Below are 25060 nucleotides of genomic sequence, written 5' to 3'. Positions count from 1 at the left end.
GTCAGTGCTCGGGCACCTGCACGGGCACTTCCTTGCCCTCACGGTCGACGATCTTCCCGTCGACGACCGAGTCGCCGTCCTCGAGCGCGTCGAGGTACTGCACCGGGATGCTGCGCGTGGGCGCCGCGGCCAGGGTGCTGGCACCCTTCGACCGGCGGGCACCGACGTGGTTGAACAGCAGGTTGAGGAAGATCGCCGCGACCGCCGCCGAGCTGATGCCCGAGTGGAAGATCGTGTTGAACCAGTCGGGCATCTGGTCGTAGATCGTGGGCGCGGCGATCGGCAGCATGCCGATGCCGAGCGACGACGCCACGATGATGAGGTTCATGTTGCCGCGGTAGTCGACCTTGGCCAGGGTGCGAATGCCGGATGCCGCGACCGAGCCGAACAGCACGATGCCCGCGCCACCCAGCACCGGCGCGGGGATCTCGCCGACCACGCGGCCCAGCACCGGCAGCAGACCCAGGACGACGAGCACCACACCACCGGCGGTGACGACGAAACGGCTCTTCACACCCGTGATGGCGACCAGACCGACGTTCTGCGCGAACGCCGACTGGGTGAAGGTGCCGAACACGGGCGAGACGGCGCTGGAGAGCATGTCGGCGCGCAGTCCGTCGGCGATGCGCTTCTTGTCGACCTTTGTGCCCACGATCTCGCCCACGGCGAGGATGTCGGCGGTGGTCTCGGTGAGGGTCACGAGGATCACGATGAACATCGAGATGATCGCGGCGATCTCGAACGTCGGCCAGCCGAACGCGAACGGGGCGGGGAAGGCGAAGATGGCCCCCTCGCCGACCTGCGAGAAGTCGACGCGTCCGAGGAAGGCGGCGAAGATCGTGCCTGCGACGATGGCGAGCAGGATCGACAGGCGCGAGACGGCCCCGACCGGCACCTTGCTGAGGATCAGCACGAACAGCAGCGTGACGAAAGCGAGCAGCAGGTTCTCGGGCGCGCCGAAGTCGGCGGCGTCGGAGTTGCCACCCATCGCCCAGCGTGCGGCGACCGGCAGCAGGGTGAGGCCGATGGTCGTGATCACGACGCCGGTGACGACCGGCGGGAAGAACCGGATCACCATCGCGAAGATCGGTGCGATCAGCAGGCCGATGACGGATGCCGCTATCACCGATCCGAACACGGACGGCAGCCCGCCGCCGTTCGTCACGATCGCGCCCATCGTCGCGACACCGGCGAACGACACGCCCTGCACGAGCGGCAGCTGCGAGCCGAAGAACGGGATGCCGACCGTCTGCAGGATGGTCGCCAGACCGCCCATGAACAGGCACGACGCGATGAGCACGCCGATCTCCGCGGGGCTGAGGCCAGCGATCTGCCCGATGATCAGCGGCGGGGCGATGATGCCGCCGTACATCGTGAGCACGTGCTGGAGCCCGTACCCGAAGGTGGCGCCGATGGACAGGCGCTCGTCTTCGGGGCGGAGAGTGGTCTGGGTCTTCTGTTTCGTCATGTCGACCTCTTCGTCGTGTCGGTGATCGGTTATCAGGTGTCGGATGGGTGGGGGTCAGCGGTGCCGTGCGAGCAGGGCGCGAGCGGCTTCACTGTGATGGGCGATGAGCTGGGGGACGTCGAGGCCGATGATCTGCCCGTCGAGCACCCGCCAGTTGCCGCCGACCATCACGCGGTCGGCGCGGTCCGTGCCGCACAGCAGCAGTGCGGCGACCGGGTCGTGGCTGCCTGAGAAGCGCAGCTCGTCGAGGGTGAACATCGCGAGGTCGGCCTGCTTCCCCGGGGCGAGCACGCCGATGTCGTCGCGGCCGAGGGCGCGGGCCGAACCTTCGGTCGACCACCCCAGCGCACGCTCGGGTGTGACGGCTGCCGCGCCGTAGCGCAGGCGCTGCAGGTACAGCGCCCGCCGCACCTCCTGGATCATGTTCGAGCCGTCGTTCGACGCTGAGCCGTCGACGCCCAGACCGACCGGCACTCCGGCATCCTGCAGCTCTATCGCGCGCGCGATCCCCGACGCGAGTCGCATGTTCGAGGTGGCGCAATGCGCGACCGCAGTGCCCGCTGCTCCCAGTCGCGCGACCTCGTCGTCGTCGAAGTGGATGCCGTGGGCGAGCCACGTGCGGTCGCTGAGCCAGCCGACGCTCTCGAGGTAGTCGACGGTGCGCAGGCCGAACCTCTCGCGGCAGAAGTCCTCCTCGTCGAGGGTCTCGGCGAGATGGGTGTGCAGGCGCACGTCGAGGCGCTCGGCGAGCTGCGCGGTATCCCGCATCACTCCGGTCGTGACCGAGAACGGCGAGCACGGCGCGAGCCCGATCTGCACGACGGCGCCCTCGCCACGCTCGTGGTAGGCGCCGACGAGGCGCTCGCTGTCGGTGAGGATCGTCTCGGCGTCCTGCACGGTCTGCTGCGGCGGAAGTCCGCCGTCGTCCTCGCCGAGTGACATCGAGCCGCGGGTGAGTGTGGCGCGCATGCCCAGCCGGCGCACGACATCGACCTGCACGTCGATGCCCTCTTCGAGCCCGTTCGGGAACAGGTAGTGGTGGTCGGCCGCAGTGGTGCAGCCCGAGAGCAGGAGCTCGGCGAGCGCGGCGGTGGTCGCGAGCTCGAGATCGCGCGGAGTGAGCCCTGCCCACACGCCGTACAGCCCCTTCAGCCAGCCGAAGAGCTCGGCGCTGACGACGGGCGTCCAAGCGCGGGTGAGGGTTTGGTAGAAGTGGTGGTGCGTGTTGATGAGGCCGGGGATGATCACGTGCCGGGAGGCGTCGATCGTCTCGTCGACCGGCCGGGTGGGCGCGCCGCCGACGGGAACCGCTTCGAGCACGCGGTCGCCCTCGATGACCAGGCCGCCTCGGGCGTCGGCGCTGTCGCCGGTGTGGATGCCGAGCGGGTTCTTCAGCCAGAGGCTGCGCTGCGGTGCGGTCATTCGGGTGCTCCATGTCGGGATCGGCGAAGCCGGCGGATCCGGCTCTCGAGTGAGCCAGCTCAGTTCGCCTGTCTGCTGATCCAGGTACTCCTCCGTCGGAGTAGCCCAGAGTCAACCACGCGCCCCCTTGAAGGTCAATGCTTTCTTCCGAAATCCGAACTAACTATTCCACATCTTGGAACTGCGTTGACGCGTGCAACCCCGCGAGGCAGGCCGGGAAGCCTCGCGGGGTTGCGTGTCCAGGCACCAGCGCGCTCAGCCGCCGTCAGCCGTGAGTGTCAGGCCGCTGCCGTCGGCCGCGACCTCGACCCGCACCGTGTCACCGTCGCGCACGCCGCCCGAGAGCAGCGCCGTAGCGAGGCGGTTCTGCACCTCGGTCTGGATGAGCCGGCGCAGCGGACGGGCGCCGAACACCGGGTCGTAGCCGCGCTCGGCGAGCCAGGCCCTGGCATCCGGAGTCACCGCCAGCGTCAGCCGGCGGTCGCCGAGCCGGCGTTGCAGGCCGTCGACCGCAAGCTCGACGATCTGCGCGAGGTCGTCGTGCGAGAGCGCCGAGAACATCACTATGTCGTCGAGGCGGTTCAGGAACTCGGGGCGGAACGACTGCCGCACGAGCGCCATCACCGCGTCGCGCTTCTCGGCGGGCGACATGACCGGGTCGATGAGGATGGGCGAGCCGATGTTCGAGGTGAGGATGAGGATGACGTTCGAGAAGTCGACCGTGCGCCCCTGCCCGTCGGTGAGCCGGCCGTCGTCGAGCACCTGCAGCAGCACGTCGAACACTTCAGGGTGCGCCTTCTCGATCTCGTCGAGCAGCACGACCGAGTACGGGCGCCGACGCACGGCCTCGGTCAGCTGACCGCCCTGCTCGTAGCCGATGTATCCGGGAGGGGCGCCGACGAGACGCGAGACCGTGTGCTTCTCGCCGTACTCGCTCATGTCGATGCGCACCATGGCGTGCTCGTCATCGAACAGGAACGCGGCGAGCGCCTTAGCCAGCTCGGTCTTGCCGACTCCGGTCGGGCCGAGGAACAGGAACGATCCGGTCGGGCGGCCGGGATCGCTGATGCCGGCGCGCGAGCGCCGCACGGCATCCGACACCGCCTTGACCGCTTCCTTCTGACCGATCAGGCGGCGACCGAGCTCGCTCTCGAGGTGCAGCAGCTTCTCGCTCTCGCCCTGCAGCAGCCGGCCGACCGGGATGCCCGTCCAGGCGGCGATGACGGCGGCGATGTCCTCTTCGGTGACCTGCTCGTTGACCATGCGGCCCTCGTTCGAGACGGCCTGCTCAGCCTGCTCGGCCTCGGCGATCTCGGCGTTCAGGCGCCGGATGGTCTCGTACTCGAGCTTGGACGCCTTCGTGTAGTCCCCCTCGCGCATCGCCAGGTCGCGCTGCGTGGTCGCCTCATCGAGCCGCTTCTTCAGCTCGCCGACCCGGTTCAGCCCCTGGCGCTCGCGCGCCCAGCGCTCTTCGAGCTCTCCCAGCTCGCTCTCGAGCCCCGCCATCTGTTCGCGCAGCGCCGCCAGCCGCTCCTTCGACGCGGGATCCTTCTCCTTCTTCAGAGCGAGCTCTTCGAGCTTCATCCGATCGACTTGGCGCTTCAGCTCGTCGATCTCGACGGGCGACGAGTCGATCTCCATCTTCAGCCGCGACATGGCCTCGTCGATCAGGTCGATCGCCTTGTCGGGCAGCTGCCGGCTGGGCAGGTAGCGGTTCGACAGCGCGGCGGATGCCACGAGCGCGGTGTCCGAGATCGTGACCCCGTGGTGCGCTTCGTACCGGCCCTTGAGTCCGCGCAGGATCGCGACCGTGTCCTCGACGCTCGGCTCGCCGACGTACACCTGCTGGAAGCGGCGCTCGAGCGCGGCATCCTTCTCGATGAACTCGCGGTACTCGTTGAGCGTCGTGGCGCCGATCATGCGCAGCTCACCGCGGGCGAGCATGGGCTTGAGCATGTTGGATGCCGCGACCGACCCCTCGCCGCCACCCGCGCCCATGAGCACGTGCAGCTCGTCGATGAAGGTGATGACCTTGCCGTCGGACTCGGCGATCTCCTTCAACACGCTCTTCAGGCGCTCCTCGAACTGGCCGCGGTACATGGCGCCCGCGACGAGCGCGGAGATGTCGAGCGAGACGAGCTCTTTGTCCTTGAGCGACTCGGCGACGTCTCCTGCGACGATGCGCTGCGCGAGCCCCTCGACGACGGCGGTCTTGCCGACGCCGGGCTCGCCGATGAGCACGGGGTTGTTCTTCGTGCGCCGGGTCAGCACCTGGCTCACACGACGGATCTCGCTGTCACGGCCGATCACCGGATCGAGCTTGCCCTGGCGGGCGCGATCCGTGAGGTTGATGCCGAACTGCTCGAGGGCGCTCTGCTGCTCTTCAGACTGTGCCTGGTTGGACATTCGTTCCTCCTGGAGGGAGACTCCTTCAAACTTGAGTTGTGTCGACTCAAGTTTACGTGCCGGACTGGCGAGGGGCAAGCCGCCTGCCTTGACCGAAGCCGAAGCGGCGGATTACACTGACCGACACCATGAGGATTCTCCTCAACTCAGCGCAGAGAGGGGCCGCGATGCTGCAGTACGTTCACGTTCACGCCACCGCCCCCGTCGAGAGCTCCACCGCCTGGGGCAACTGGTACGCCCACGGCGCCTGAGCAGCCGCCCACGGAATCGCCCTTCCCGACGATTCCGAGGCCTCGTCGTCGGCTCGCCTGAGATCAGCGCGGCCACGCACGACGTCGATGCGATCGCCGGACGCGATCGCGGCGGCACTCAACCCTCGGAATCCCCGCCGGCACGCACGCAGCGTGCGCCCCGACGCCGCGGCGTCACACCCGAGGAGAGACAATGACTGACATCACGGTCACCGTGAACGGGCGGAGCCGCCCGCTCGACGGTGTCGCCACCCACACCACCGCGCTGGACTGGCTGCGCGACTGCGGGCTGCCCGGCAGCAAGGAGGGCTGCGCCGAAGGCGAATGCGGCGCTTGCGCCTTGATGATCGCCACGCCCGACGACGACGGCACCACCCGCTGGACGCCGGTCAACGCGTGCCTCGTGCCGGTCTACGCCCTCGACGGGCAGGAGATCGTGACCGCTGAGGGGCTCGGCGGCGTCGAGAACCTGCATCCGGTGCAGCAGAAGCTGGCCGAGGCCGGCGGCTCGCAGTGCGGATACTGCACCCCGGGCTTCGCGTGCAGCATGGCGGCGGAGTACTACCGCCCGGAGCGCGGCGAGGGCTGCCCTGCCCACGACGGCGAGCAGCAGCACGGCGAGGGACCCGACGACGACGGCCTCGAGGCGGGCCCCAACGGATTCGATCTGCACGCTCTCAGCGGCAACCTGTGCCGCTGCACCGGCTATCACCCCATCCGTGACGCCGCCTACTCGCTCGGCTCTCCCGAGCAGGATGACCCTCTGCAGCAGCGCCTGGCGCAGCCCGCGCCCGCGGCCGTCGCGACGGATGCCGAGGTGGCGGGGTCGCGCTTCGTCCGCCCGGCCACCCTCGCCGAGGCCCTGCGTCTGCTCCGCGAGGAGCCGGATGCGCTGATCGTCGCCGGGTCGACGGACTGGGGTGTCGAGGTCAACCTCCGCGGTCGCCGTGCCCCCTTCGTCGTCGCGATCGACCAGCTCGACGAGCTGCGCGCACTCACCGCCACCGACGAGATGATCGAGATCGGCGCGGCCCTGCCGCTGTCCGACATCGAACGCCGTCTCGACGGCCGTGTGCCGCTGCTCGCCAAGCTGTTCCCGCAGTTCGCCTCCCGCCTCATCCGCAACCGCGGCACCATCGGCGGCAACCTCGGCACCGGCTCACCCATCGGCGACACGCCCCCGGCTCTGCTTGCCCTGGACGCACGGCTGGTGCTGGCATCCGTCGACGGCGAGCGCGAGGTGCCGCTGGCCGAGTACTTCACCGGCTACCGGCAGACCGTGCGCGCGAAGGACGAGCTGATCACCGCGGTGCGCGTCCCGCTGCCCCTGGCGGAGTACACCGCGTTCCACAAGATCTCCAAGCGCCGCTTCGACGACATCTCGTCTGTCGCTCTCGGCTTCGCCTTCGACATCACCGGTGGCACCGTCACCTCCGCGCGAATCGGCCTGGGCGGCGTCGCCGCCACTCCGCTGCGCGCCACGGCCACCGAAGAGGCGCTGATCGGCAAGCCGTGGAACATCGCCACGGTCAAAGCGGCATCTGCGGTGCTGCAGTCCGAGGGCACCCCGATGTCCGACCACCGCGCCAGCGGCGACTACCGCGCGCACATGCTGGGCTCCGCCCTGCTGAAGTTCTACAGCCAGACCGTCATCCAGTCGAAGGAGGTGTCGGCATGAGTGCTCTCGCCGACCGCCCCGAGAACCCCATCGTCGGACGCAACGCTGTGCACGAGAGTGCAGCGCTGCACGTGACCGGAGCGGCGATGTACACCGACGACATCGCCACGCTGACCGCCGGCGTGCTCACCGCCTGGCCGGTGCAGTCCACCAGCGCGCACGCCCGTGTGAGCATCGACGCCTCGGGAGCCTACGAGGTTCCCGGAGTCGTGCGCGTGCTCACCGCCGACGACGTGCCCGGCCTGAACGACGCCGGCATCCGCAACGACGAGCCGCTCTTCCCGAGCGAGGCGATGTTCTACGGGCACGCACTGGTGTGGGTGCTCGGCGAGACGACCGAGGCCGCGCGCCTCGGGGCAGAGCGGGTGAAGGTCGAGTACGACGAGCTCCCGTCGCTGATCACGGTGCACGACGCCATCGAGGCCGGATCGTTCATGGGCACACCGCGCACGGTCGCCCGCGGCGACGCGGCCGTGGGGCTCACCGCCTCGGCGCACGTCTTCGAGGGCGTCACCGAGTTCGCCGGTCAAGAGCACTTCTACCTCGAGACGCACGCGTCGTTCGCGGTGCGCGACTCCGAGGGGCAGTACTTCATCCAGTGCTCCACCCAGCACCCGACCGAGACGCAGGACCTGGTCTCGCACGTGCTGGGCATCCCCGCCAACGAGATCACCGTGCAGTGCCTGCGCATGGGCGGCGGCTTCGGCGGCAAGGAGATGCAGCCGCACGGCTTCGCCGCCATCGCCGCGCTCGGCGCGAAGCTCACCGGCCGTCCGGTGCGCGTGCGCCTGAACCGCACGCAGGATCTCACGATGACCGGCAAGCGGCATCCGTTCCACATCAGCTGGAAGGTCGGCCTCGACGAGGACGGCATGCTGCAGGCCCTTGACGCGGTGCTCACCGCCGACGGAGGCTGGTCGATCGACCTGTCCGAGCCCGTGCTCGGCCGCGCGCTGTGCCACCTCGACAACGCCTACTGGATCCCGAACGTGCACGCCTACGGGCAGATCGCGAAGACCAACAAGCAGTCGAACACCGCGTACCGCGGCTTCGGCGGCCCGCAGGGCGTGTTCCTCATCGAGGACATCCTCGGCCGGATCGCCCCGTCGCTCGGCATCGACCCGCTCGAGCTGCGTCGCCGCAACTTCTACCAGCCCGGCCAGAGCACCCCGTACGGCCAGCCTGTGAAGGATGCCGAGCGGATGCCGACCATCTGGGACCAGCTCGCCGACGAGGCGTCGATCGCCCAGCGGCGGGCCGAGATCGACGCGTTCAACGCCGCGAGCCCCGACGTGAAGCGCGCCATCTCGATGACGCCGATCAAGTTCGGCATCTCGTTCAACTTCGCCGCGTTCAACCAGGCCGGCGCGCTCGTGCACGTCTACAAGGACGGCTCGGTGCTGGTCAACCACGGCGGCACCGAGATGGGCCAGGGCCTGCACACCAAGATGCTGCAGATCGCGGCCACCGCGCTGGGCCTCGAGCTGCACCAGGTGCGCCTCGCCCCCACCCGCACCGACAAGGTGCCGAACACCTCGGCCACGGCCGCGTCGTCGGGCGCAGACCTCAATGGCGGCGCCGTGAAGAACGCGTGCGAGCAGATCCGCGAGCGCATGGCCGCCGTCGCCGGGCACCTGCTCGGCGTCGACGAGCGCGACGTGCGCTTCGGCGGAGGCTACGTGACCGGGCTCGGCAAGTCCGAGAGGCTGACCTTCGCCGAGGTCGCGAAGGCGGCGTACTTCCAGCGCGTGCAGCTGTTCGCGGCGGGCTACTACCGCACCGCCGGTCTGCACTGGAACCCGGAGACCATGCACGGCTCACCGTTCAAGTACTTCGCGTACGGAGCGGCGGCCACCGAGGTCGAGATCGACCGCTTCACCGGCGCGTACCGCATCCGCCGCGTCGACATCGTGCACGACGTGGGCGACTCGCTCTCGCCGATGCTCGACATCGGCCAGATCGAGGGCGCGTACGTGCAGGGCATGGGCTGGCTGACGCTGGAGGACCTGCGGTGGGATGTCACCGACGGCCCGCACCGCGGCCGCCTGCAGACCCAGTCGGCGTCGACCTACAAGCTGCCGAGCTTCTCGGAGATGCCCGAGGAGTTCGCCGTTCGCCTGTTCCAGAACGCCCGTGAGGACGGCGCGGTCTACGGCTCGAAGGCCGTGGGAGAGCCGCCGTTCATGCTCGCGTTCAGCGCCCGTGAGGCGCTGCGCGATGCTGTCGCGGCCTTCGGCCCGGCGGGCCACTCGGTCGATCTGGCCTCGCCGGCGACGCCGGAGGCGGTGTACTGGGCGGTCGAGGCCGCCCGCGCGGCGCACGGCGCGGCGGAGCCTGCAGCCGAGCTCGCAGTGGTCTGACATGGTCGACTGGCTGGATGCCCTGCGCGCTCTGCGCGAGAGCCGCACCCCCGCGGTGATCGTGACGCTGGCGATGGTGCGCGGTCACGCGCCCCGCAACGGCGGCGCGAAGATGGTCATCTCGCCCGGCGATCAGTTCGGCACGATCGGTGGCGGCAACCTCGAGGCGACCGCCACCGATCGCGCCCGCGAGATGCTCGCCTCGGGCACGGCCGAGCCTCAGCTGCTGACGCTCACGCTCAGCGACAAGGCGACGACCGAATACGGCGTGCAGTGCTGCGGAGGAGAGGTGACGATCATGCTCGAACCCGTTCGCGTGGTGCCCTCGGTGGCCGTGTTCGGCATGGGGCACGTGGGCCTGGAGCTCGCGCGCATCCTGTCGCGGCACGAGCTGTCGCTGCATCTCGTCGACTCCCGCGCCGAGATGCTCGACCCGGCGCGTCTCGTGCCGGCCACGACCGATGCCGTGGCGAGCATCCAGCCGCATCACACCCCGGTGCCCGAGTCCGCCCTGCTGAACATCCCGGCCGGGGCTCATGTGCTCGTGATGACGCACGACCACGTCGAGGATCTCGCGATCGTCGACCAGTCGCTGCGCACTCCAGGGCTCGGTTCCATCGGGCTGATCGGCTCGACCTCGAAGTGGGCGCGGTTCCGCAAGAAGCTGCACGAGCTCGGTCACACCGACGCGGACCTCGCCCGGGTGACGACCCCGATCGGCATCCCGGAGGTTGCGGGCAAGCAGCCCGCCGTCATCGCGGTGAGCGTCGCCGCCCGCATCCTGCAGCTCATCGAGGAGGCGGCGCAGCTGTCAACCGAATGACATTCTGGGAAATGCCGGAATGCGCCGAACGCATTCCGGCATTTCGCAATGCAACATTCCGGGGAAAGGAGGATCCGCCCCGCATATGAATGGTGCGCGGACGCATTTCCCGTTCCCGCGAGAAGCATCCCCGTGCAAACAGAAAGGCCCCGATCCTCGGAATGAGGATCGGGGCTTTTCTTCTGCACTCAGGCTGCGAGCATCGCCTCGATCGGACCGCGCACGAAATACAGCGCGAAGCCGGCGGCGACGATCCACATCAGCCAGTGCACCTTGCGGGCACGACCGGAGAAGGCGTTCACGAGCGCCCACGAGATGAAGCCCACCCCGATGCCGTTCGCGATCGAGTAGGTCAGCGGCATCGTCACGATCGTGAGGAACGCCGGCAGCGCCACCGCGAACTTCGTGAACTTGATCTCGCGGATCTGCGACATCATCATCGCGCCGACGATCACGAGGGCTGCCGAGCCCACCTCGATCGGCACGACGAGGGTGAGCGGGGTGACGAACATCGACAGCAGGAACAGCACGCCGACGACCAGCGAGGCGAGGCCGGTTCGGGCGCCCTCGCCGATTCCCGATGCGCTGTCGACGTACACGGTGTTCGACGATGTGGAGGTCACACCGCCCGCCACTGCGCCGAAGCCCTCGACGACGAACGCCGAGCGCAGACGCGGGAAGGTGCCGTCCTTGTAGGCGAGCCCGGCGTTCTTCGCGAGGCCGGTCATCGTGCCCATCGCGTCGAAGAAGTTCGAGAAGACGAGCGTGAACACGAGCATCGTGGCCGAGAGCATGCCCACGCGGCCGAAGGCACCGAACAGGTCGAACTGGCCGATCAGACCGAAGTCCGGGATCGTGATCCACGCGGCCGGCAGCTCCGGGATGGTCATGTGCCAGCCGTTCGGGTCTTCGAAGGAGGGCCCGAGCTTCAGCACGGACTGCGCGATCAGCGCCACCACGGTGCTCACGACGATGCCGATGAGGATGCCGCCGGGCACCTTGCGCGCCACGAGGATGCCGATGAGCACCAGGCCGAACACGAAGATCAGCGTGGGCACCGAGGTGATCGAGCCGTTGTCGCCGAGCTGCACGGGCGGGCCGCCCGGGGTGCGGTTGACGAAGCCCGAGTCGACGAAGCCGATGAAGGCGATGAACAGGCCGATTCCGACGGTGATCGCCGCCTTCAGCGCCTGCGGCACCGCCCTGAAGATGGCGGTGCGGATGCCGGTGGCGCCGAAGAGCACGATCAGCAGGCCGTTGATCACGACCAGACCCATCGCCTCGGGCCAGGTGACCTGGCCGACGACCGAGACGGCGAGGAAGGAGTTGATGCCGAGGCCCGCCGCGAGGGCGAACGGCAGCTTCGCGAACACACCGAACAGGATCGTCATCACGCCGGCCGTGAGGCCCGTGGCGGCGCCGATCTGCGCGGCATCCAGCGCGCCACCGGACACGTCGGTGACGCCACCGAGGATCAGCGGGTTGAGGATGACGATGTACGCCATGGTCACGAAGGTGACCACGCCGCCGCGGATCTCGCGGGCGACGGTCGACCCGCGCCGGGTGATCTCGAAGAACCGGTCGAATGCGTTCTTGGGCGTGGCGTCGACGGTCGTCGTCGCCCCGGTCGCGAGGGGCGGCAGCTGCGCGTCGCCGCGGGCGAAGTGCCCGGCGGCGTCGTTGCCGACGACCTCTGTGGTGGACGTGTCAGCTGTGGTGGATGTGCCGGCGTCAGCCGGCGTGGATCCGTCGGGCTCGGATGGGCGCGCGGAAGGAGGGAAAGGTGAAGACATCATCGGCTCCGAAAAGGGTCGGGGGTCAGTATTCGATGCGAGTGGGCGTGCTGCTCCACTCGGTGAAGGGAGCGACTCGCTGCGCAGGCGGCAGCGCGATGTCGGTCACGGGCATGACAGCCCGGTCGGCTTCGCCGCCCTCGAAGTAGCGGTAGAACGCCGCATCGTCGAAGCCCGCGTCGGCGGCGTCGTTGCGGTCGGCGGCGAAGTACACCCGCTCGATGCGCGCCCACAGCGACGTGGCCAGGCACATCGGGCAGGGCTCGCAGCTCGTGTAGAGCGTCGCTCCCGACAGGTCGAAGGTTCCGAGCTCGCGGCACGCGTTGCGGATCGCCGTGACCTCGGCATGCGCCGAGGGGTCGAGATCGGCGGTGACGCGGTTGACGCCTTCGAAGACCTGGCCGTCGGCCGTGACGACCACGGCGCCGAACGGTCCGCCTTGATTGCGGACGTTGTCGACGGCGATCCGCACGGCCTCCGCCAGGTACTCGGCGGGGGCGGGCGATGACGCCTGGTCAGTCCGCGATTCGGATATAGGTATAGCACTGCTGTTCATACGAGAGCTTCCTTGCTGACGTAGCAGTGATACGGCTTATCGAGTCAGACCCGGGTGGGATCGTTCTGCGAGATATACGTCGAACCGCTGACTGTTCAATCGAGCCACTTCTCGGATATGCGGCTGTTTTGAGAATAGCAACATCGTCCCCCGGCGTCCAGAGAATTCCGACACGCATTCGTGGCCTCGGCGGAAAAGACGCGCGAGCGACAATAGATACGGGCCCAGGCGGGTCCGCGACCCGGAATCCGGTGCTACCGTTTCACACGCGAGAGGACATGATCATGGCGAGCAGGCGCATTGACGGCGACGGCCGGCCGGCCGATGCGTCGGTCGCGCTGACCGACCGGCTTCGTCGTCCGCTGCGCGATCTTCGCATCTCGGTGACCGACCGATGCAACTTCCGCTGCGTCTACTGCATGCCGAAGGAGATCTTCGGCCGCGACTACGCGTTCCTCGATCGCGACGAGCTGCTGAGCTTCGAGGAGATCACGCGCATCGCCACCGTCGCCGCGGCGCACGGTGTGCAGAAGCTGCGCCTCACCGGGGGTGAACCCCTGCTGCGACGCGGCATCGAACAGCTCATCGAGCAGCTCGCCGCGATCCGCACGCCGGGCGGTCATCCGCTCGATCTGGCCCTGACCACCAACGGCTCCGCCCTCGTGATGAAGGCCCAGGCGCTGAAGGCCGCGGGCCTGCAGCGCGTGACCGTGTCGGTCGACTCGCTCGACGACGCGCTGTTCCAGCGCATGAACGACGTGCGCTTCCCGGTGAGACGGGTGCTCGACGGCATCGACGCGGCGCACGCGGCGGGCCTCGGACCCATCCGGCTCAACATGGTGGTCAAGCGCGGCGTCAACGACGGCGAGATCATCGACATGGCGCGGCACTTCAAGGGCACCCCGTACACCCTGCGTTTCATCGAGTACATGGATGTCGGCAACACCAATGGCTGGTCGCTCGAGGAGGTCGTGCCGTCGGCCGAGATCATCGATCGCGTCGGCGCGGTCTTCCCGCTCGAGCCGGTCGCCCCGACCGTGCACGGCGAGACCGCGAAGCGCTGGCGCTACGCCGACGGCAGCGGCGAGATCGGCGTGATCTCCAGCGTGACCAATGCGTTCTGCGGCACCTGCACGCGCGCACGGATTTCGACCGAGGGAAAGCTGTTCACCTGCCTGTTCGCCTCGCAGGGCCACGACCTGCGGGCGCTCATGCGCGGTGGCGCCGACGACGTCGAGCTGGCAGCGGCCATGGCATCCGTCTGGGGCGGACGGGACGACCGCTACTCGGAGATCCGCGCCGGCCTCACCCCGGCGCTGCGCACGCAGCGCAAGCGGATCGAGATGTCGTACATCGGCGGCTGAGCCGCCGCCTCACGCCAGAACGTCGGCGATGACGTCCCACACGTCGTCGGCGACCGAGCGCTTGGTTCCGGATGCCCGAGCGACCACCGCCCCGCCGTCGCCGATGACGTGCACGGCGTTCTGGCCCGACTCGAACCCGCGGTCCCAGCCGACCTCGTTCACCACGAGCAGGTCGACGCCCTTGCGCTCGCGCTTGCGACGGGCACGCTCGAGCAGGTCGACGGCGTCATCCGGGGTCTCGGCGGCGAACGCGACGATCACCTGACCCGGGTGCCGGCGGGCCGCCAGGTGAGCCACGATGTCTTCGTTCTGCACCAGCTCGATGCTCTCGAGGGGGCCTGACTCCTTGGTGAGCTTGCGGTCGGACACGTCGGCCGGGCGGTAGTCCGCGACGGCGGCGGCCATCACGATCACGGCGGCCTCCTCCGATGCGCGGCGCATCGCGTCGCCGAGTTCGGCTGCGGTTCCGACCTGCTCGAGGCGGATGAGCGGATGCCGTTCGGCATCCGCCAGCACCGTGCCGTCGACGTGCGCGGCGATGAGCAGCACCTCGGCGCCGCGGTCGGCTGCGGCGAGTGCGAGGGCTGTGCCCTGTCGCCCGCTGGAGCGGTTGCCGAGGAAGCGCACCGGGTCGAGGGGCTCGCGGGTGCCGCCCGCCGAGACGGCGACGCGCAGCCCCTCGAGGTCCCTCTCCTGCTGGTCGCCGTCGAGCAGGGCGAGCGCCTCGGCCAGGATCTGCTCGGGCTCGAGCATCCGTCCCGGTCCGGAATCTCCGCCGGTCAGCTCGCCCTCGCCCGGTCCGAGGATGGCGACGCCGCGGTCTCGCAGCGTGGCGATGTTCGCCTGCGTGGCCGGGTGGCGCCACATCTCGGTGTGCATCGCCGGAGCGATCGCGACCGGGGCGGTGGTGGCGAGCAGGGTGGTGCCGAGCAGATCGTCGGCGAGCCCCGCGGCCATCTTCGCGATCGTGTTCGCCGTCGCCGGTGCGACGATCACGAGTTCGGCGGCCTGTCCCAGGGCGACGTGGCGCACCTGGGCGACGTCCTCGTGCACGCTCGTCGTGACCGGCCTGCGGCTGATCGCCTCCCAGGTGGGCAGGCCGACGAAGCGCAGCGCGTCTTCGGTGGGCACGACGGTGACCTCGTGACCGGCCTTGATCAGCAGGCGCACCAGGTGCACGCTCTTGTACGCGGCGATCCCGCCGGTGACGGCGACGACGATGTTCACGCGTTCGATTCTGCCCCAGCTCGCGAGATCATGGGCTGCGCCCGGCGGCGCGGGTCGGCGGGCTGTGCCGTGTCGAGCCCCGCTTAGACTCGTGCTCGTGTGCACCGTCGTGATCGATGTCGCCCCCTTCCCCGGCGACGGCGCCCGGCTGCTGGCCGTGCGCGACGAGGATCCGGATCGTCCGTGGGACGACCTCGGCGAGTGGTGGCCCGACGCGCATCCCGGTGTGACCGGCATCCGCGACCGCCGCGCCGGCGGTGCCTGGCTCGCCGCCGATCCCGCTGCGGGGCGCCTGGCCGTGCTGCTGAACCGTGCCGACGTGCTCGACCTGCCGGACGACGGCGTGCGCTCCCGAGGGACGCTGGCGCTGGAGTCGGTCGCGGGCCGCTCGCCCGAGGGTCCGCTGCCGATGCACGGGTTCAACCTGCTCGAGGTGACGCCGCAGGGATCTCGCGTGCTGTCGTGGGACGGCGCGGAGCTGCGCGAGACGGCCGTGCCGACGGGCGTGCACATGATCGCGCACGATGACCTCGATGATCCGCGCACAGCTCGCATCGAGGCGTGGCTGCCGCAGTTCGCCGCCGCGACTGCCGACCGCTCCGCCGAGGGGTGGGACGAGCGCTGGGTCGCGGTGCTCGCCGAGAGCGCCGCTCTCTCCCCCGAGGACGAAAGGGCGATCGTGCGCGACAACCGTGTCCACGGGTACCCGACGATGTCGCTGCTGTTCTGCACGGCCGAGATCGCGACCGGCACTGTGACCGTGCGGTCGCGGGTGCTCGCGCAGCCCGGTCAGTGGAGCTGACCGAGCGACAGCAGACCCGGGGGCGACGCGCTCACCCCGCGCGATCTTCGATTGCACAGCGTGGAAGGGTGTTGACTCGTCGATGACCTCATGCATACTCTTTCATAAAGCAAGACACCTCTTCCATGATATGGGAATAAGAACGGAGAGGGACATGAGCGCACATCCGACTGAGGCGAACGTCCCGCCCGCAGAGCATCCGGCCGCCAACATCGACCCGGACTTCCATCTGCCTGCCGACCAGCGAAGCGGCTTCATCCGCGCATTCCGCGTCCTCTTCCCGAAGGCGGCCTGAGGACCCACGCGCCCATCTCCCCCGCGTGGAGTGGGCCCGAATGGCCGCATCACGTGCAGTGAGGCGACCACATGGGACCACCCGGCTCAGCGGGCACGACTCACGCGCCCGGCTCCCCGCGTCGAGTGGGCCCGAATGGCCGCATCACGCGCAGCGAGGCGACCACATGGGACCACCCGGCTCAGCGGGCGGTCAGGGCACCGAGCTCCGCGGCGATCGTGCGGCCGACCTCGCGCAGCAGAGGCACCGCGTTCGCCATGCTCTTCGCCGGCTCGGGCTCGATGTCGCTCAGCGCATAGACCTTCACGAAGCCCGCGGATGCCGCCTGGGCGGCATCCAGCGTCGTGCGACCGCAGACCGCCACGACGGGCTTCCCGGCCCGCGCGGCAGCGGCCGAGACGCCCATCGGGGTCTTGCCGCCCAGGCTCTGCTCGTCGAGGCTCCCCTCGCCGGTGATGACGAGGTCGGCGTCGGCGATGCGCGCCTCCAGACCGATCAGGCGCAGGATGACATCGATGCCCGCTTCGCGCACGGCGCCGAGCACCGCGAGAGCCGCGTATCCCACACCGCCGGCGGCGCCCGCACCGGGCGCGGTTGCCGATGCCCGCACTCCGGGCAGGGCGTCGACGAGCTCTGCGAGACGCGAGAGGCCCGCCTCGAGGACGGCGACATCGTCGGCGCTCGCCCCCTTCTGCGGTGCGAAGACCGCGGCGGCCCCTCGATCTCCGAGGAGGGGATTGTCGACGTCGGCGGCGAGCACGAAGCTGACGCCGTCGAGACGAGGGTCGAGACCGGAGATGTCGGCCGAGACCAGGTCGACCAGCCCCGCGCCGCCGGGGCGCACGGTTCGGTCTTCGGTGCGCAGGGCGACGCCCAGTGCCTGCAGCATGCCCGCGCCGCCGTCGGTGCACGCGCTGCCACCCACGCCGAGCACGATCGAGGTCGCGCCACGGTCGAGCGCCGCGACGATGAGCTCGCCGGTGCCGCGGCTGCTCGCGCCGAGGGCATCCTTCTCGCCGCCGGGCAGCACGTCCAGCCCGCTGGCAGCGGCCATCTCGATGATCGCCTGCTCTCCGCGGACGGCGAACGCGGCATCCACCGGGCGACCGGTGGGACCGGTGACCGAGACCGTCACCGGTGTGAAGCCGCTCGCCACGGCCGCGTCGACCGTGCCTTCGCCGCCGTCTCCGACGGGTGCGGCGTCGACGACGGCATCCGGGATGATCTCCCGGATGCCGTCGGCGAGCGCCGTCGCCACCTCCGGGCCCGTCGCCGAGCCCTTGAACTTGTCAGAGGCGATGAGGATGCGCATGGCGGTCAGTCGAGCAGGGCGTAGATCGCCTCGGGAGCGTCCGCGTGTGACGTGGCGAGAGGCTCGAACTCGTTCATGGTGTCGAGATCGGCACCCATCGCGATGTTCGTGACCCGCTCGAGGATGACCTCGACCACGACCGGCACCTGGAACTCGTCACGCAGGCGCGCGGCCTCGGCGAATCCGGCGGCGAGCTCCTCAGGGCGCTCGACGCGGATCGCCTTGCAGCCCAGACCCTCGGCGACCTTCACGTGATCGACGCCGTAGCCGCTGGCCACGCTGTCGGGATCGTACGGCGTGTTGACGTTGTCGAACGCGAGCGAGACCTCGTAGTCCATCTCGAATCCGCGCTGCGACTGACGGATCAGGCCCAGGTAGCTGTTGTTGACCACGACGTGGATGTACGGCAGCTTGTGCTGCGCACCGACCGCGAGCTCTTCGATCATGAACTGGAAATCGTAGTCGCCGGAGAGCGCGACGACCTGCTCGCCGGGCTTGCCGCGCACGACGCCGAGGGCTGCAGGTCCCGTCCAGCCCAGCGGGCCCGCCTGGCCGGCGTTGATCCACTTGCGCGGGCCGTACACGTGCAGCAGCTGCGCGCCGGCGATCTGCGACAGGCCGATCGTGGTGATGAAGGTGGTGTCGCGGTCGAACGCCGTGAGCATCTCCTGGTACACGCGGTGCGGCTTCATGGGAACGTCGTCGAAGTTCGTCTTGCGCTGCAGGCGCGCCTTGCGGTCGCGGCACTCCTCGGCCCAGGCGTTGTAGTCGGGCAGCTCGGCCACCCGATCGCGGGCCGCATCGAGCAGGGCGTCCATGAACGCTCCCGCGTCGGAGACCACGCCGTAGTCCGGCGCGAACACGCGACCGATCTGGGTCGGCTCGATGTCGACGTGCACGAAGGTGCGGCCCCTGCGGTACGTGTCCAGCCCGCCGGTGTGGCGGTTCGCCCACCGGTTGCCGACGCCGAGCACGAAGTCGCTCTCGAGGAAGCTCGCGTTGCCGTACCGCTGCGAGGTCTGGATGCCGACCAGGCCCGCGGCGAGCGGGTGGTCGTCGGCGATCGCGCCCCAGCCCATCAGGCTCGGAACCACCGGCACGCCGAGGGTCTCGGCCAGCTCGACGAGCTTGTCGGATGCGCCGGAGTTGATGATGCCGCCGCCGGCGACGATCACCGGATGCTTCGACGCGGTGAGCATGTCGAGCACTTTCTCGGCCTGCGCGCGGGTGGCGACGGGCTTGGCGACCGGCAGCGGCTCGTACGTGTCGATGTCGAACTCGATCTCGGTCATCTGCACGTCGAACGGCAGGTCGATCAGCGCCGGGCCGGGGCGGCCCGAGCGCATGATCTGGAAGGCGCTCTGGAACACCCCGGGAACCTGCGCCCCCTCGAGCACCGTCTTGGCGAACTTCGTCACCGGCTTCGCGATGGACGCGATGTCGACGGCCTGGAAGTCCTCCTTGTCGAGCTTCGCCACCGGCGCCTGGCCGGTGATGCACAGCATCGGGATGCTGTCGGCGATCGCCGCGTACAGGCCGGTGATCATGTCGGTGCCGGCGGGGCCCGAGGTGCCGAGGCAGACGCCGATGCGTCCGTCGCCGGTGCGGCTGTAGCCGTCGGCCATGTGGGCCGCGCCCTCGACGTGACGGGCGAGGGTGTGCCGGATGCCACCACCGGCCCGTATCGCGGAGTACAGCGGGTTGATGGCGGCTCCGGGCAGGCCGAACGCCTCGTCAGCGCCCTCCTTGATCAGGATCTGGACGATGGCGTCCACTGCGCGCATGCGGGTCATGATGTTCTGTCCTTAGTCGTTGTCGCGGCCGGAGAGCTCGGCGGTGAGCTTGAACAGGCCGGAGTGGTCGAGGCCGCCGTCGCCGCGGGCGACGAGCGAGGTGACGAGCTGGGCGACGGCCGAGCCGAGGGGGACGGCGACTCCGGCGCCGCGGGCTGCGGCGGTGACGATGCCGAGATCCTTGTTGTGCAGGGCCAAGCGGAAGCCGGGGGCGAAGTCGCGGTCGAGCATCTTCTGCCCCTTCTGGTCGAGCACCTTGGACCCCGCGAGACCGCCGCCGAGCACCTTGAGTGCCGCGTCGGTGTCGACGCCGTACGCCTCGAGGAAGACGATCGCCTCGCTGAGGGCCTGGATGTTGACGGCGACGATGAGCTGGTTGGCCGCCTTCACGGTCTGACCGGCGCCGGCGGGCCCGACGTGCACGATGGTCTTGCCGATGGCCTGCAGGATGGGCTCGGCCTTGGCGAAGTCCTCGGCCGAGCCGCCGGTCATGATCGAGAGCACCCCGTCGATGGCACCCTGCTCGCCACCGGACACCGGCGCATCCACGGCGCCCAGGCCGGCGGCGACGGCCTCCTCGGCCAGCTGCTTGGCGACATCCGGCCGGATCGAGGAGTTGTCGATCCAGAGGGCACCCTTCTTCGCGTTGGCGAAGACGCCCTCGGGGCCCTGCACGACGCCGGCGACGTCCGGGGAGTCGGGGACCATCGTGACGATCACGTCGGCGTCCTTGACGGCCTCGGCGATGCTGGCGGCGCCGTTGCCACCCGCATCGACGAGCTTCTGCACGGCCTCGGGGCTGCGGTTGAACCCGGTGACCGTATAACCGGCCTTGACCAGGTTCTTCGCCATGGGCAGGCCCATGATTCCGAGACCGATGATGGTGATGCTGGTCATGTCGTCGCTCCTTCGCGGAAGTGGGGTGTCAGTTCTTGATCCAGGCGAACGGGTCGTCCTGGGTGGCCTTGTACTCGAGGCCGATCACGCCGTCGTAGCCGCCGGCGCGCGCTGCGTCGATCCATTCGGTCAGCGGCAGCTCACCGGTGCCCGGCTCGCCGCGACCGGGGGCGTCGGCGATCTGGATGTGCCCGAACTCGCCGGCGTGCTCGGCGATCACGGCAGCGACGTCGTCGCCGTTGACGGCGAGGTGGTAGAAGTCGGCGAGCAGGCGCACGTTGTCGACACCGTGCTCGTCCTTGACGCGGGCGATGATGGCGAGCGCGTCGGCGGCGGTCTTCAGAGGGTAGGCGTCGGCGCCCGAGACCGGCTCGAGCAGCACGACTCCGCCGATGCGCGAGACGGCCCTGCCTGCGAGTGCGAGGTTCTCGACGGCGAGGTCGTCCTGCGCCGTCGCGTCGACGCCTTTTTGGCGCAGGCCGTAGAGCGCGTTGAACGCCTTCGTGCCCGTGCGCTCGCCGATGCCGACCACGACCTCGACGTTGTCGCGGAACTCGCCCTCGCGACCGATCCACGAGACCAGTCCGCGGTCGCCGGCGGGCATGTCGCCGGCGAAGAAGTTCAGACCCGTCAGCTGCACGCCGGCCTCATCGATGGCGGCGACGAACGCGTCGACCTCGTGCTGCGCGGGCACGGCCGACGAGAAGGGCCACCAGAACTCGACGGCGTCGAATCCGGCCGCCCCGGCCGCAGCCGGACGCTCGTTCACGGGCAGGTCGGTCAGCAGGATCGAGGCGTTGACGGTGTAGCTCATGGCATTCCCTGCTTTTCGTATTGCGGAAGAAAGATTCCTACTAACGAAAGGCTAGGCGGGTGTGCGGGAGGTGTCAATGACGAGGTGCCGACATTCCGGCATCCGGAACCGGCTGGAAAGCCGAACGCACCCACCGGATGCCCGACGGGTGCGTTCAGGAGTCGGTCGCTCTCGGCGAGGCCGGCTCAGGTCAGCTTGATCTGACGGTTCATGTCCTTGTACAGCAGGTAGCGGAAGTCGCCGGGGCCGCCGGCGTAGCAGGCCTGCGGGCAGAACGCGCGCAGCAGCATGTAGTCGCCGGCCTCGACCTCGACCCAGTCACCGTTGAGGTGGTAGACCGCCTTGCCCTCGAGCACGAACAGGCCGTGCTCCATGACGTGCGTCTCCGCGAAGGGGATCGAGCCGCCCGGCTTGAAGGTGACGATGTTCACCTGCATGTCGTGCGCCATGTCGCTCGAGTCGGCGAAGCGGGTGGTGAGCCAGGCGTCGGTGCCGACCATGGGGGTGGGCTCGATGTCCTGGTCGCGGGTGACGAAGGATGCCGGCGCGTCGACGCCCTCGAGCCACTCGTACGCCTTGCGGATCCAGTGGAAGCTCGTGATCTCGTCGCCCTCGTTCTTCAGCGACCAGTCCGCACCGGGCGCGAGGAAGGCGTAGCCGCCCTCTTCGAGCACATGCGTCTCGCCCTCGAGCGTGAGCGTGAGACGCCCGGTCGTGACGAACACGACCCCTTCGACCCCGGCCTCGACCTCGGGTTCGGCCGCCTCGCCGCCGGGCGAGATCTCGACGATCAGCTGCGAGAAGGTCTGCGCCGAGCTCGGGGTGGGCTTGGCGATGATCCACGCCCGGGTGCGGGTGAACCCGGGCAGGCTGCTGGTGACGATGTCGCGCAGCACGCCCTTGGGGATCACCGTGTACGCGAGCTTCACGATCGCGCGGTCGGTGAGCAGGTCGGTCTGCGGCGGCAGCCCGCCGGTCGGGGTGTAGTAGGACATCAGGCCTCCTTGGTGGCGAGTTTGGGATGCGCGAGCCGGGTGAGCTCGGCCGGCGAGGCGCCGGACGACGAGCGCACCTCGTCGTCGGTGAGCGCGCCGCACTCCAGGCCGCGCACGACGAAGCGGGCGAGGGCGCGCGCGGTGGCGGGCTCGTCCATGATCGTCGCGTCGCTGCCGTGCAGGTAGTTGTCGAGCCGGCGTGCGGCCGCCTCGAACCCCTCGCGGTAGAACGCGTAGGTCGCGAGATAACGGGTCGGCAGCTGGTTGGCGTGCAGGTCCCAGCCCTGGTAGTAGCCGCGCTCGAGCGAGCGGCGCACCAGGCGGGCGTGCAGCTTCCACGCATCCGCCGCGTTCTCGCCCACGGGGATGACGTTGGTCGACCCGTCCGACAGGCGCACGCCGGTCTCGGCGACGGCGACCTGCATCACCTGCTTGGCGTAGTCGGCGGCGGGATGCTCCATCGACTGGTACGCCGCGGCGATCTGCAGTGATGCGCTGTAGTCGTAGGTGCCGTAGTGCAGCGCCGACACGCGTCCTTCGGCGCGGTGCAGCAGCGTCGCCACCGGGATCGTGCCGTCGGCGGCGACGATCAGCTGCGGCGTCTCCATCTGCACCTCGAAGCGCAGGCGCCCGGATGCCAGCCCGAGGCGCTGCTCGAAGCGCTCGCACAGCGCGACCATCGCCTCGACCTGCGCCACGGTGGTCACCTTCGGCAGGGTGAGGACGAGCCCGTCGGGCAGCTCGCCTGCGGCGGCGAGCGTGGTGACGAAGCGGTCGAGGGTGCGGATGCCGCGGCGCCGGGTCGGCGCCTCGAAGCACTTGAACCGGATGCCGATGAACGGCGTCGCCGTGCCTGCGGCGACGGCCTCGGCCACACGCTCCGCGGCGAGGATCGCGTCGGCGTCCTCCTCATCGTCGTCGCGTGCGCCGTAGCCGTCTTCGAAGTCGAGACGCAGGTCTTCGATGGGCTCGCGGCGCAGCTTGGCATCCACCAGCGGCGCGAGCTGGTCGGCGAGGTGACCCAGACCGACCGACTCGGCGAGCACAGCGGTGCCGCCGGCGGCGTCGACGGCGGCGATCGCGTCGGCCCCGAAGCGGGCAGGGAGGTCGCGATCGAAGCGATCGGCCGGCACGTACAGGGTGTGCACCGGCTGCCGGCTGCCGTCATCGCCCGGGTACGAGCCCGACAGAAGCGCGTCGGTCTGCGCCAGGCGGGCGTCGATGTCGGCGAAGTCGTCTTCGCGCAGGGTCGTGTTGGCTGACACCCGGCTCACTCCTTCTCTGCCGACGTGTCGGCAGCAGCGGACTCGACGGCCCGCACGATCGCGTCGGCGACGGCGCCGGCGACCATCGGGTCGAACACACTCGGGACGATGAAGCTCGCGTTGAGCTCATCGTCTTCGACGCGAGACGCGATGGCGTAGGCCGCCGCGACCAGCATAGGCGCAGTGATGTCGGACACGCCCGCGTCGAGCAGACCGCGGAAGACACCGGGGAAGGCGAGCACGTTGTTGATCTGGTTCGGGAAGTCGCTGCGGCCGGTGGCGACGATAGCGGCGTGCTTGGATGCCACGACCGGATCGACCTCGGGGGTCGGGTTGGCCATCGCGAAGACGATCGCGTCGTCGGCCATGGCCGCGATGTCGTTCTCGTCGAGCACGTTCGGCGCGCTCACGCCGATGAAGACGTCGGCGTCGACCATGGCCTCCTTCAAGCTGCCCTCGAACCCGCGCGGGTTGGTGGTGGCGGCGATCTCCCGGCGATGCGCGTCGGCGTACTCGACGCCGGCGACGATGGCGCCGTCGCGGCCGCAGGCCACGATGTCTCTCGCGCCCTCGGCGAGCAGCAGCTGGATGATCGCGTTGCCGGCGGCGCCGACGCCCGACACGACGATGCGCACGTCCTCAATGGCCTTCTTCACGACCTTGAGGGCGTTGACGAGGGCTGCGAGGGTGACGATCGCGGTGCCGTGCTGGTCGTCGTGGAACACGGGGATGTCGAGCTCTTCACGCAGGCGCGCCTCGATCTCGAAGCAGCGGGGGGCGGCGATGTCCTCGAGATTCACGCCGCCGTAGACGGGGGCGATCGCCTTGACGATCTTGATGATCTCTTCGGTGTCCTTCGTGTCGAGGCAGACCGGCCAGGCGTCGACGTTGGCGAACTGCTTGAACAGCGCGGCCTTGCCCTCCATGACCGGCAGCGCGGCCTCGGGGCCGATGTCGCCGAGGCCGAGCACGGCCGTGCCGTCGGTGACCACGGCGATGGTGTTGCGCTTGATGGTGAGGTTGCGCGCCTTGCTCTTGTCTTCCGCTATCGCCATGCAGACGCGGGCGACGCCGGGGGTGTATGCGCGCGAGAGGTCGTCGCGGTTGCGCAGCGGCACGCTGGGCACGACCTCGAGCTTGCCGCCGAGGTGCATGAGGAAGGTGCGGTCGCTGACCTGGCGCACGTGCACGCCGTCGAGGGCCTCGACCGCGTCGCGGATGCGCGTGGCGTGGTCGTCGTCGATGGTGTTGCAGGTGAGGTCGACGACGATCGAGGTGGGGTGCGACTCGACGACGTCGAGTGCGGTGATCGCGGCCCCGGCGGATGCCGCAGCGGCCGCGAGCTCGCTGGTGACGCTGAAGTTGGAGGGGGCGTCGATGCGCAGTGTGATCGAATTGCCGGGACCGGGGTTGGCCATGATTCCTCTTCCCTGAGGTGGGCGGCGCATCGCTGCGCCGACTCACGTGTGCTGGTGGACTTCTTCGTGCTTTCGCATAGTGGAGACTATTGTCTATCTTACGAAAGTTCGCTGCAATCAA

The 25060-nt window shown here is 69.4% G+C and carries 20 protein-coding genes; 7 read left to right on the top strand and 13 right to left on the bottom strand.

The window, feature by feature from the left end:
- Position 1: 1 nt before the first annotated feature.
- The 3 genes from ACWGSM_RS10270 to ACWGSM_RS10260 all read right to left on the bottom strand — a co-directional run bounded on the left by ACWGSM_RS10270 (position 2) and on the right by ACWGSM_RS10260 (position 5296).
- Complete coding sequence (locus ACWGSM_RS10270) at positions 2-1468, bottom strand: nucleobase:cation symporter-2 family protein (RefSeq protein ID WP_452322817.1); 1467 nt, start codon at positions 1466-1468, stop codon at positions 2-4.
- A gap of 54 nt (positions 1469-1522) precedes the next feature.
- Positions 1523-2890 carry an 8-oxoguanine deaminase gene (locus ACWGSM_RS10265; protein WP_452322816.1) on the bottom strand — a complete coding sequence of 456 codons (1368 nt, stop codon included), beginning with the start codon at positions 2888-2890 and terminating at the stop codon, positions 1523-1525.
- A gap of 255 nt (positions 2891-3145) precedes the next feature.
- The gene (locus ACWGSM_RS10260; protein WP_452322815.1) at positions 3146-5296 is read right to left on the bottom strand and encodes an ATP-dependent Clp protease ATP-binding subunit; all 2151 of its coding nucleotides are present in this window, start codon (positions 5294-5296) and stop codon (positions 3146-3148) included.
- A gap of 128 nt (positions 5297-5424) precedes the next feature.
- On the opposite strand from ACWGSM_RS10260, the gene ACWGSM_RS10255 reads away from it, so the two are divergent.
- From ACWGSM_RS10255 to xdhC, 4 genes are all read left to right on the top strand, one after another.
- Positions 5425-5547, top strand: a complete 123-nt coding sequence (locus ACWGSM_RS10255; RefSeq protein WP_271639212.1) for a hypothetical protein — start codon at positions 5425-5427, stop codon at positions 5545-5547.
- A 193-nt stretch (positions 5548-5740) separates the two neighbouring features.
- A complete protein-coding gene (locus ACWGSM_RS10250) occupies positions 5741-7225 on the top strand; it encodes a xanthine dehydrogenase small subunit (protein WP_452322814.1) in 1485 nt (494 codons plus the stop codon).
- Entirely contained in the window at positions 7222-9585 is a 2364-nt protein-coding gene (gene xdhB, locus ACWGSM_RS10245) for a xanthine dehydrogenase molybdopterin binding subunit (protein ID WP_452322813.1), read from the top strand. Before ACWGSM_RS10250 ends, xdhB begins: the two co-directional genes overlap by 4 nt.
- Position 9586: 1 nt before the next feature.
- Positions 9587-10408 carry a xanthine dehydrogenase accessory protein XdhC gene (xdhC, locus tag ACWGSM_RS10240; protein WP_452322812.1) on the top strand — a complete coding sequence of 274 codons (822 nt, stop codon included), beginning with the start codon at positions 9587-9589 and terminating at the stop codon, positions 10406-10408.
- A 188-nt stretch (positions 10409-10596) separates the two neighbouring features.
- Here the strand turns inward: xdhC and ACWGSM_RS10235 are convergent, their stop codons facing one another.
- Both ACWGSM_RS10235 and ACWGSM_RS10230 read right to left on the bottom strand, forming a co-directional pair.
- Entirely contained in the window at positions 10597-12201 is a 1605-nt protein-coding gene (locus ACWGSM_RS10235) for an NCS2 family permease (protein WP_452322811.1), read from the bottom strand.
- 25 nt (positions 12202-12226) lie between these two features.
- A complete protein-coding gene (locus tag ACWGSM_RS10230; RefSeq protein WP_452322810.1) occupies positions 12227-12757 on the bottom strand; it encodes a nucleoside deaminase in 531 nt (176 codons plus the stop codon).
- A 284-nt stretch (positions 12758-13041) separates the two neighbouring features.
- Between ACWGSM_RS10230 and moaA the strand changes: the two genes are divergently transcribed.
- Positions 13042-14121 (top strand): GTP 3',8-cyclase MoaA, encoded by a 1080-nt coding sequence (moaA, locus tag ACWGSM_RS10225; RefSeq protein WP_452322809.1) that lies wholly within the window; start codon positions 13042-13044, stop codon positions 14119-14121.
- A 9-nt stretch (positions 14122-14130) separates the two neighbouring features.
- Here the strand turns inward: moaA and coaBC are convergent, their stop codons facing one another.
- Positions 14131-15348: a bifunctional phosphopantothenoylcysteine decarboxylase/phosphopantothenate--cysteine ligase CoaBC gene (gene coaBC, locus ACWGSM_RS10220; protein WP_452322808.1), complete on the bottom strand. Its 1218-nt coding sequence runs from the start codon at positions 15346-15348 to the stop codon at positions 14131-14133.
- Positions 15349-15445: 97 nt separating this feature from the next.
- Here coaBC and ACWGSM_RS10215 point away from each other — a divergent pair, with 97 nt between their 5' ends.
- Positions 15446-16150, top strand: a complete 705-nt coding sequence (locus ACWGSM_RS10215; RefSeq protein ID WP_452322807.1) for an NRDE family protein — start codon at positions 15446-15448, stop codon at positions 16148-16150.
- 154 nt (positions 16151-16304) lie between these two features.
- The gene (locus ACWGSM_RS10210; protein ID WP_452322806.1) at positions 16305-16445 is read left to right on the top strand and encodes a hypothetical protein; all 141 of its coding nucleotides are present in this window, start codon (positions 16305-16307) and stop codon (positions 16443-16445) included.
- A gap of 181 nt (positions 16446-16626) precedes the next feature.
- Here the strand turns inward: ACWGSM_RS10210 and ACWGSM_RS10205 are convergent, their stop codons facing one another.
- The 7 genes from ACWGSM_RS10205 to ACWGSM_RS10175 form a co-directional block, all read right to left on the bottom strand.
- Positions 16627-17757, bottom strand: coding sequence for a glycerate kinase (locus tag ACWGSM_RS10205; RefSeq protein WP_452322805.1), 1131 nt, complete (start codon positions 17755-17757; stop codon positions 16627-16629).
- A 5-nt stretch (positions 17758-17762) separates the two neighbouring features.
- Positions 17763-19550, bottom strand: a complete 1788-nt coding sequence (gene gcl / locus ACWGSM_RS10200; RefSeq protein WP_452322804.1) for a glyoxylate carboligase — start codon at positions 19548-19550, stop codon at positions 17763-17765.
- 12 nt (positions 19551-19562) lie between these two features.
- Positions 19563-20447, bottom strand: a complete 885-nt coding sequence (locus ACWGSM_RS10195) for a 2-hydroxy-3-oxopropionate reductase (RefSeq protein ID WP_452322803.1) — start codon at positions 20445-20447, stop codon at positions 19563-19565.
- A 28-nt stretch (positions 20448-20475) separates the two neighbouring features.
- A complete protein-coding gene (locus ACWGSM_RS10190) occupies positions 20476-21261 on the bottom strand; it encodes a hydroxypyruvate isomerase family protein (RefSeq protein ID WP_452322802.1) in 786 nt (261 codons plus the stop codon).
- A 185-nt stretch (positions 21262-21446) separates the two neighbouring features.
- On the bottom strand, positions 21447-22259 hold the full coding sequence (locus tag ACWGSM_RS10185) for a bifunctional allantoicase/(S)-ureidoglycine aminohydrolase (RefSeq protein WP_452322852.1): 813 nt from the start codon (positions 22257-22259) through the stop codon (positions 21447-21449).
- Positions 22256-23521: a DUF6986 family protein gene (locus ACWGSM_RS10180; protein WP_452322801.1), complete on the bottom strand. Its 1266-nt coding sequence runs from the start codon at positions 23519-23521 to the stop codon at positions 22256-22258. Before ACWGSM_RS10180 ends, ACWGSM_RS10185 begins: the two co-directional genes overlap by 4 nt.
- A gap of 5 nt (positions 23522-23526) precedes the next feature.
- Positions 23527-24939, bottom strand: coding sequence for a malic enzyme-like NAD(P)-binding protein (locus ACWGSM_RS10175; protein ID WP_452322800.1), 1413 nt, complete (start codon positions 24937-24939; stop codon positions 23527-23529).
- Between the last annotated feature and the right edge of the window lie 121 nt (positions 24940-25060).

Source organism: Microbacterium sp. NPDC055521 (assembly GCF_053619695.1).
The sequence above is the reverse complement of the archived record's forward strand: the minus strand, read 5'-3'. Positions and strand labels throughout refer to the sequence as shown.

What these genes read in the sequence shown, in the direction of transcription:
- ACWGSM_RS10195 (WP_452322803.1), bottom strand. Translation starts at nt 20,447, where the DNA reads ATGACCAGCATCACCATCATCGGTCTCGGAATCATGGGCCTGCCCATG.
- gcl (WP_452322804.1), bottom strand. Translation starts at nt 19,550, where the DNA reads ATGACCCGCATGCGCGCAGTGGACGCCATCGTCCAGATCCTGATCAAG.
- ACWGSM_RS10265 (WP_452322816.1), bottom strand. Translation starts at nt 2,890, where the DNA reads ATGACCGCACCGCAGCGCAGCCTCTGGCTGAAGAACCCGCTCGGCATC.
- ACWGSM_RS10205 (WP_452322805.1), bottom strand. Translation starts at nt 17,757, where the DNA reads ATGCGCATCCTCATCGCCTCTGACAAGTTCAAGGGCTCGGCGACGGGC.
- ACWGSM_RS10250 (WP_452322814.1), top strand. Translation starts at nt 5,741, where the DNA reads ATGACTGACATCACGGTCACCGTGAACGGGCGGAGCCGCCCGCTCGAC.
- ACWGSM_RS10190 (WP_452322802.1), bottom strand. Translation starts at nt 21,261, where the DNA reads ATGAGCTACACCGTCAACGCCTCGATCCTGCTGACCGACCTGCCCGTG.
- xdhC (WP_452322812.1), top strand. Translation starts at nt 9,587, where the DNA reads ATGGTCGACTGGCTGGATGCCCTGCGCGCTCTGCGCGAGAGCCGCACC.
- ACWGSM_RS10270 (WP_452322817.1), bottom strand. Translation starts at nt 1,468, where the DNA reads ATGACGAAACAGAAGACCCAGACCACTCTCCGCCCCGAAGACGAGCGC.
- ACWGSM_RS10230 (WP_452322810.1), bottom strand. Translation starts at nt 12,757, where the DNA reads ATGAACAGCAGTGCTATACCTATATCCGAATCGCGGACTGACCAGGCG.
- ACWGSM_RS10260 (WP_452322815.1), bottom strand. Translation starts at nt 5,296, where the DNA reads ATGTCCAACCAGGCACAGTCTGAAGAGCAGCAGAGCGCCCTCGAGCAG.
- ACWGSM_RS10210 (WP_452322806.1), top strand. Translation starts at nt 16,305, where the DNA reads ATGAGCGCACATCCGACTGAGGCGAACGTCCCGCCCGCAGAGCATCCG.
- moaA (WP_452322809.1), top strand. Translation starts at nt 13,042, where the DNA reads ATGGCGAGCAGGCGCATTGACGGCGACGGCCGGCCGGCCGATGCGTCG.
- ACWGSM_RS10175 (WP_452322800.1), bottom strand. Translation starts at nt 24,939, where the DNA reads ATGGCCAACCCCGGTCCCGGCAATTCGATCACACTGCGCATCGACGCC.
- ACWGSM_RS10235 (WP_452322811.1), bottom strand. Translation starts at nt 12,201, where the DNA reads ATGTCTTCACCTTTCCCTCCTTCCGCGCGCCCATCCGAGCCCGACGGA.
- ACWGSM_RS10255 (WP_271639212.1), top strand. Translation starts at nt 5,425, where the DNA reads ATGAGGATTCTCCTCAACTCAGCGCAGAGAGGGGCCGCGATGCTGCAG.
- xdhB (WP_452322813.1), top strand. Translation starts at nt 7,222, where the DNA reads ATGAGTGCTCTCGCCGACCGCCCCGAGAACCCCATCGTCGGACGCAAC.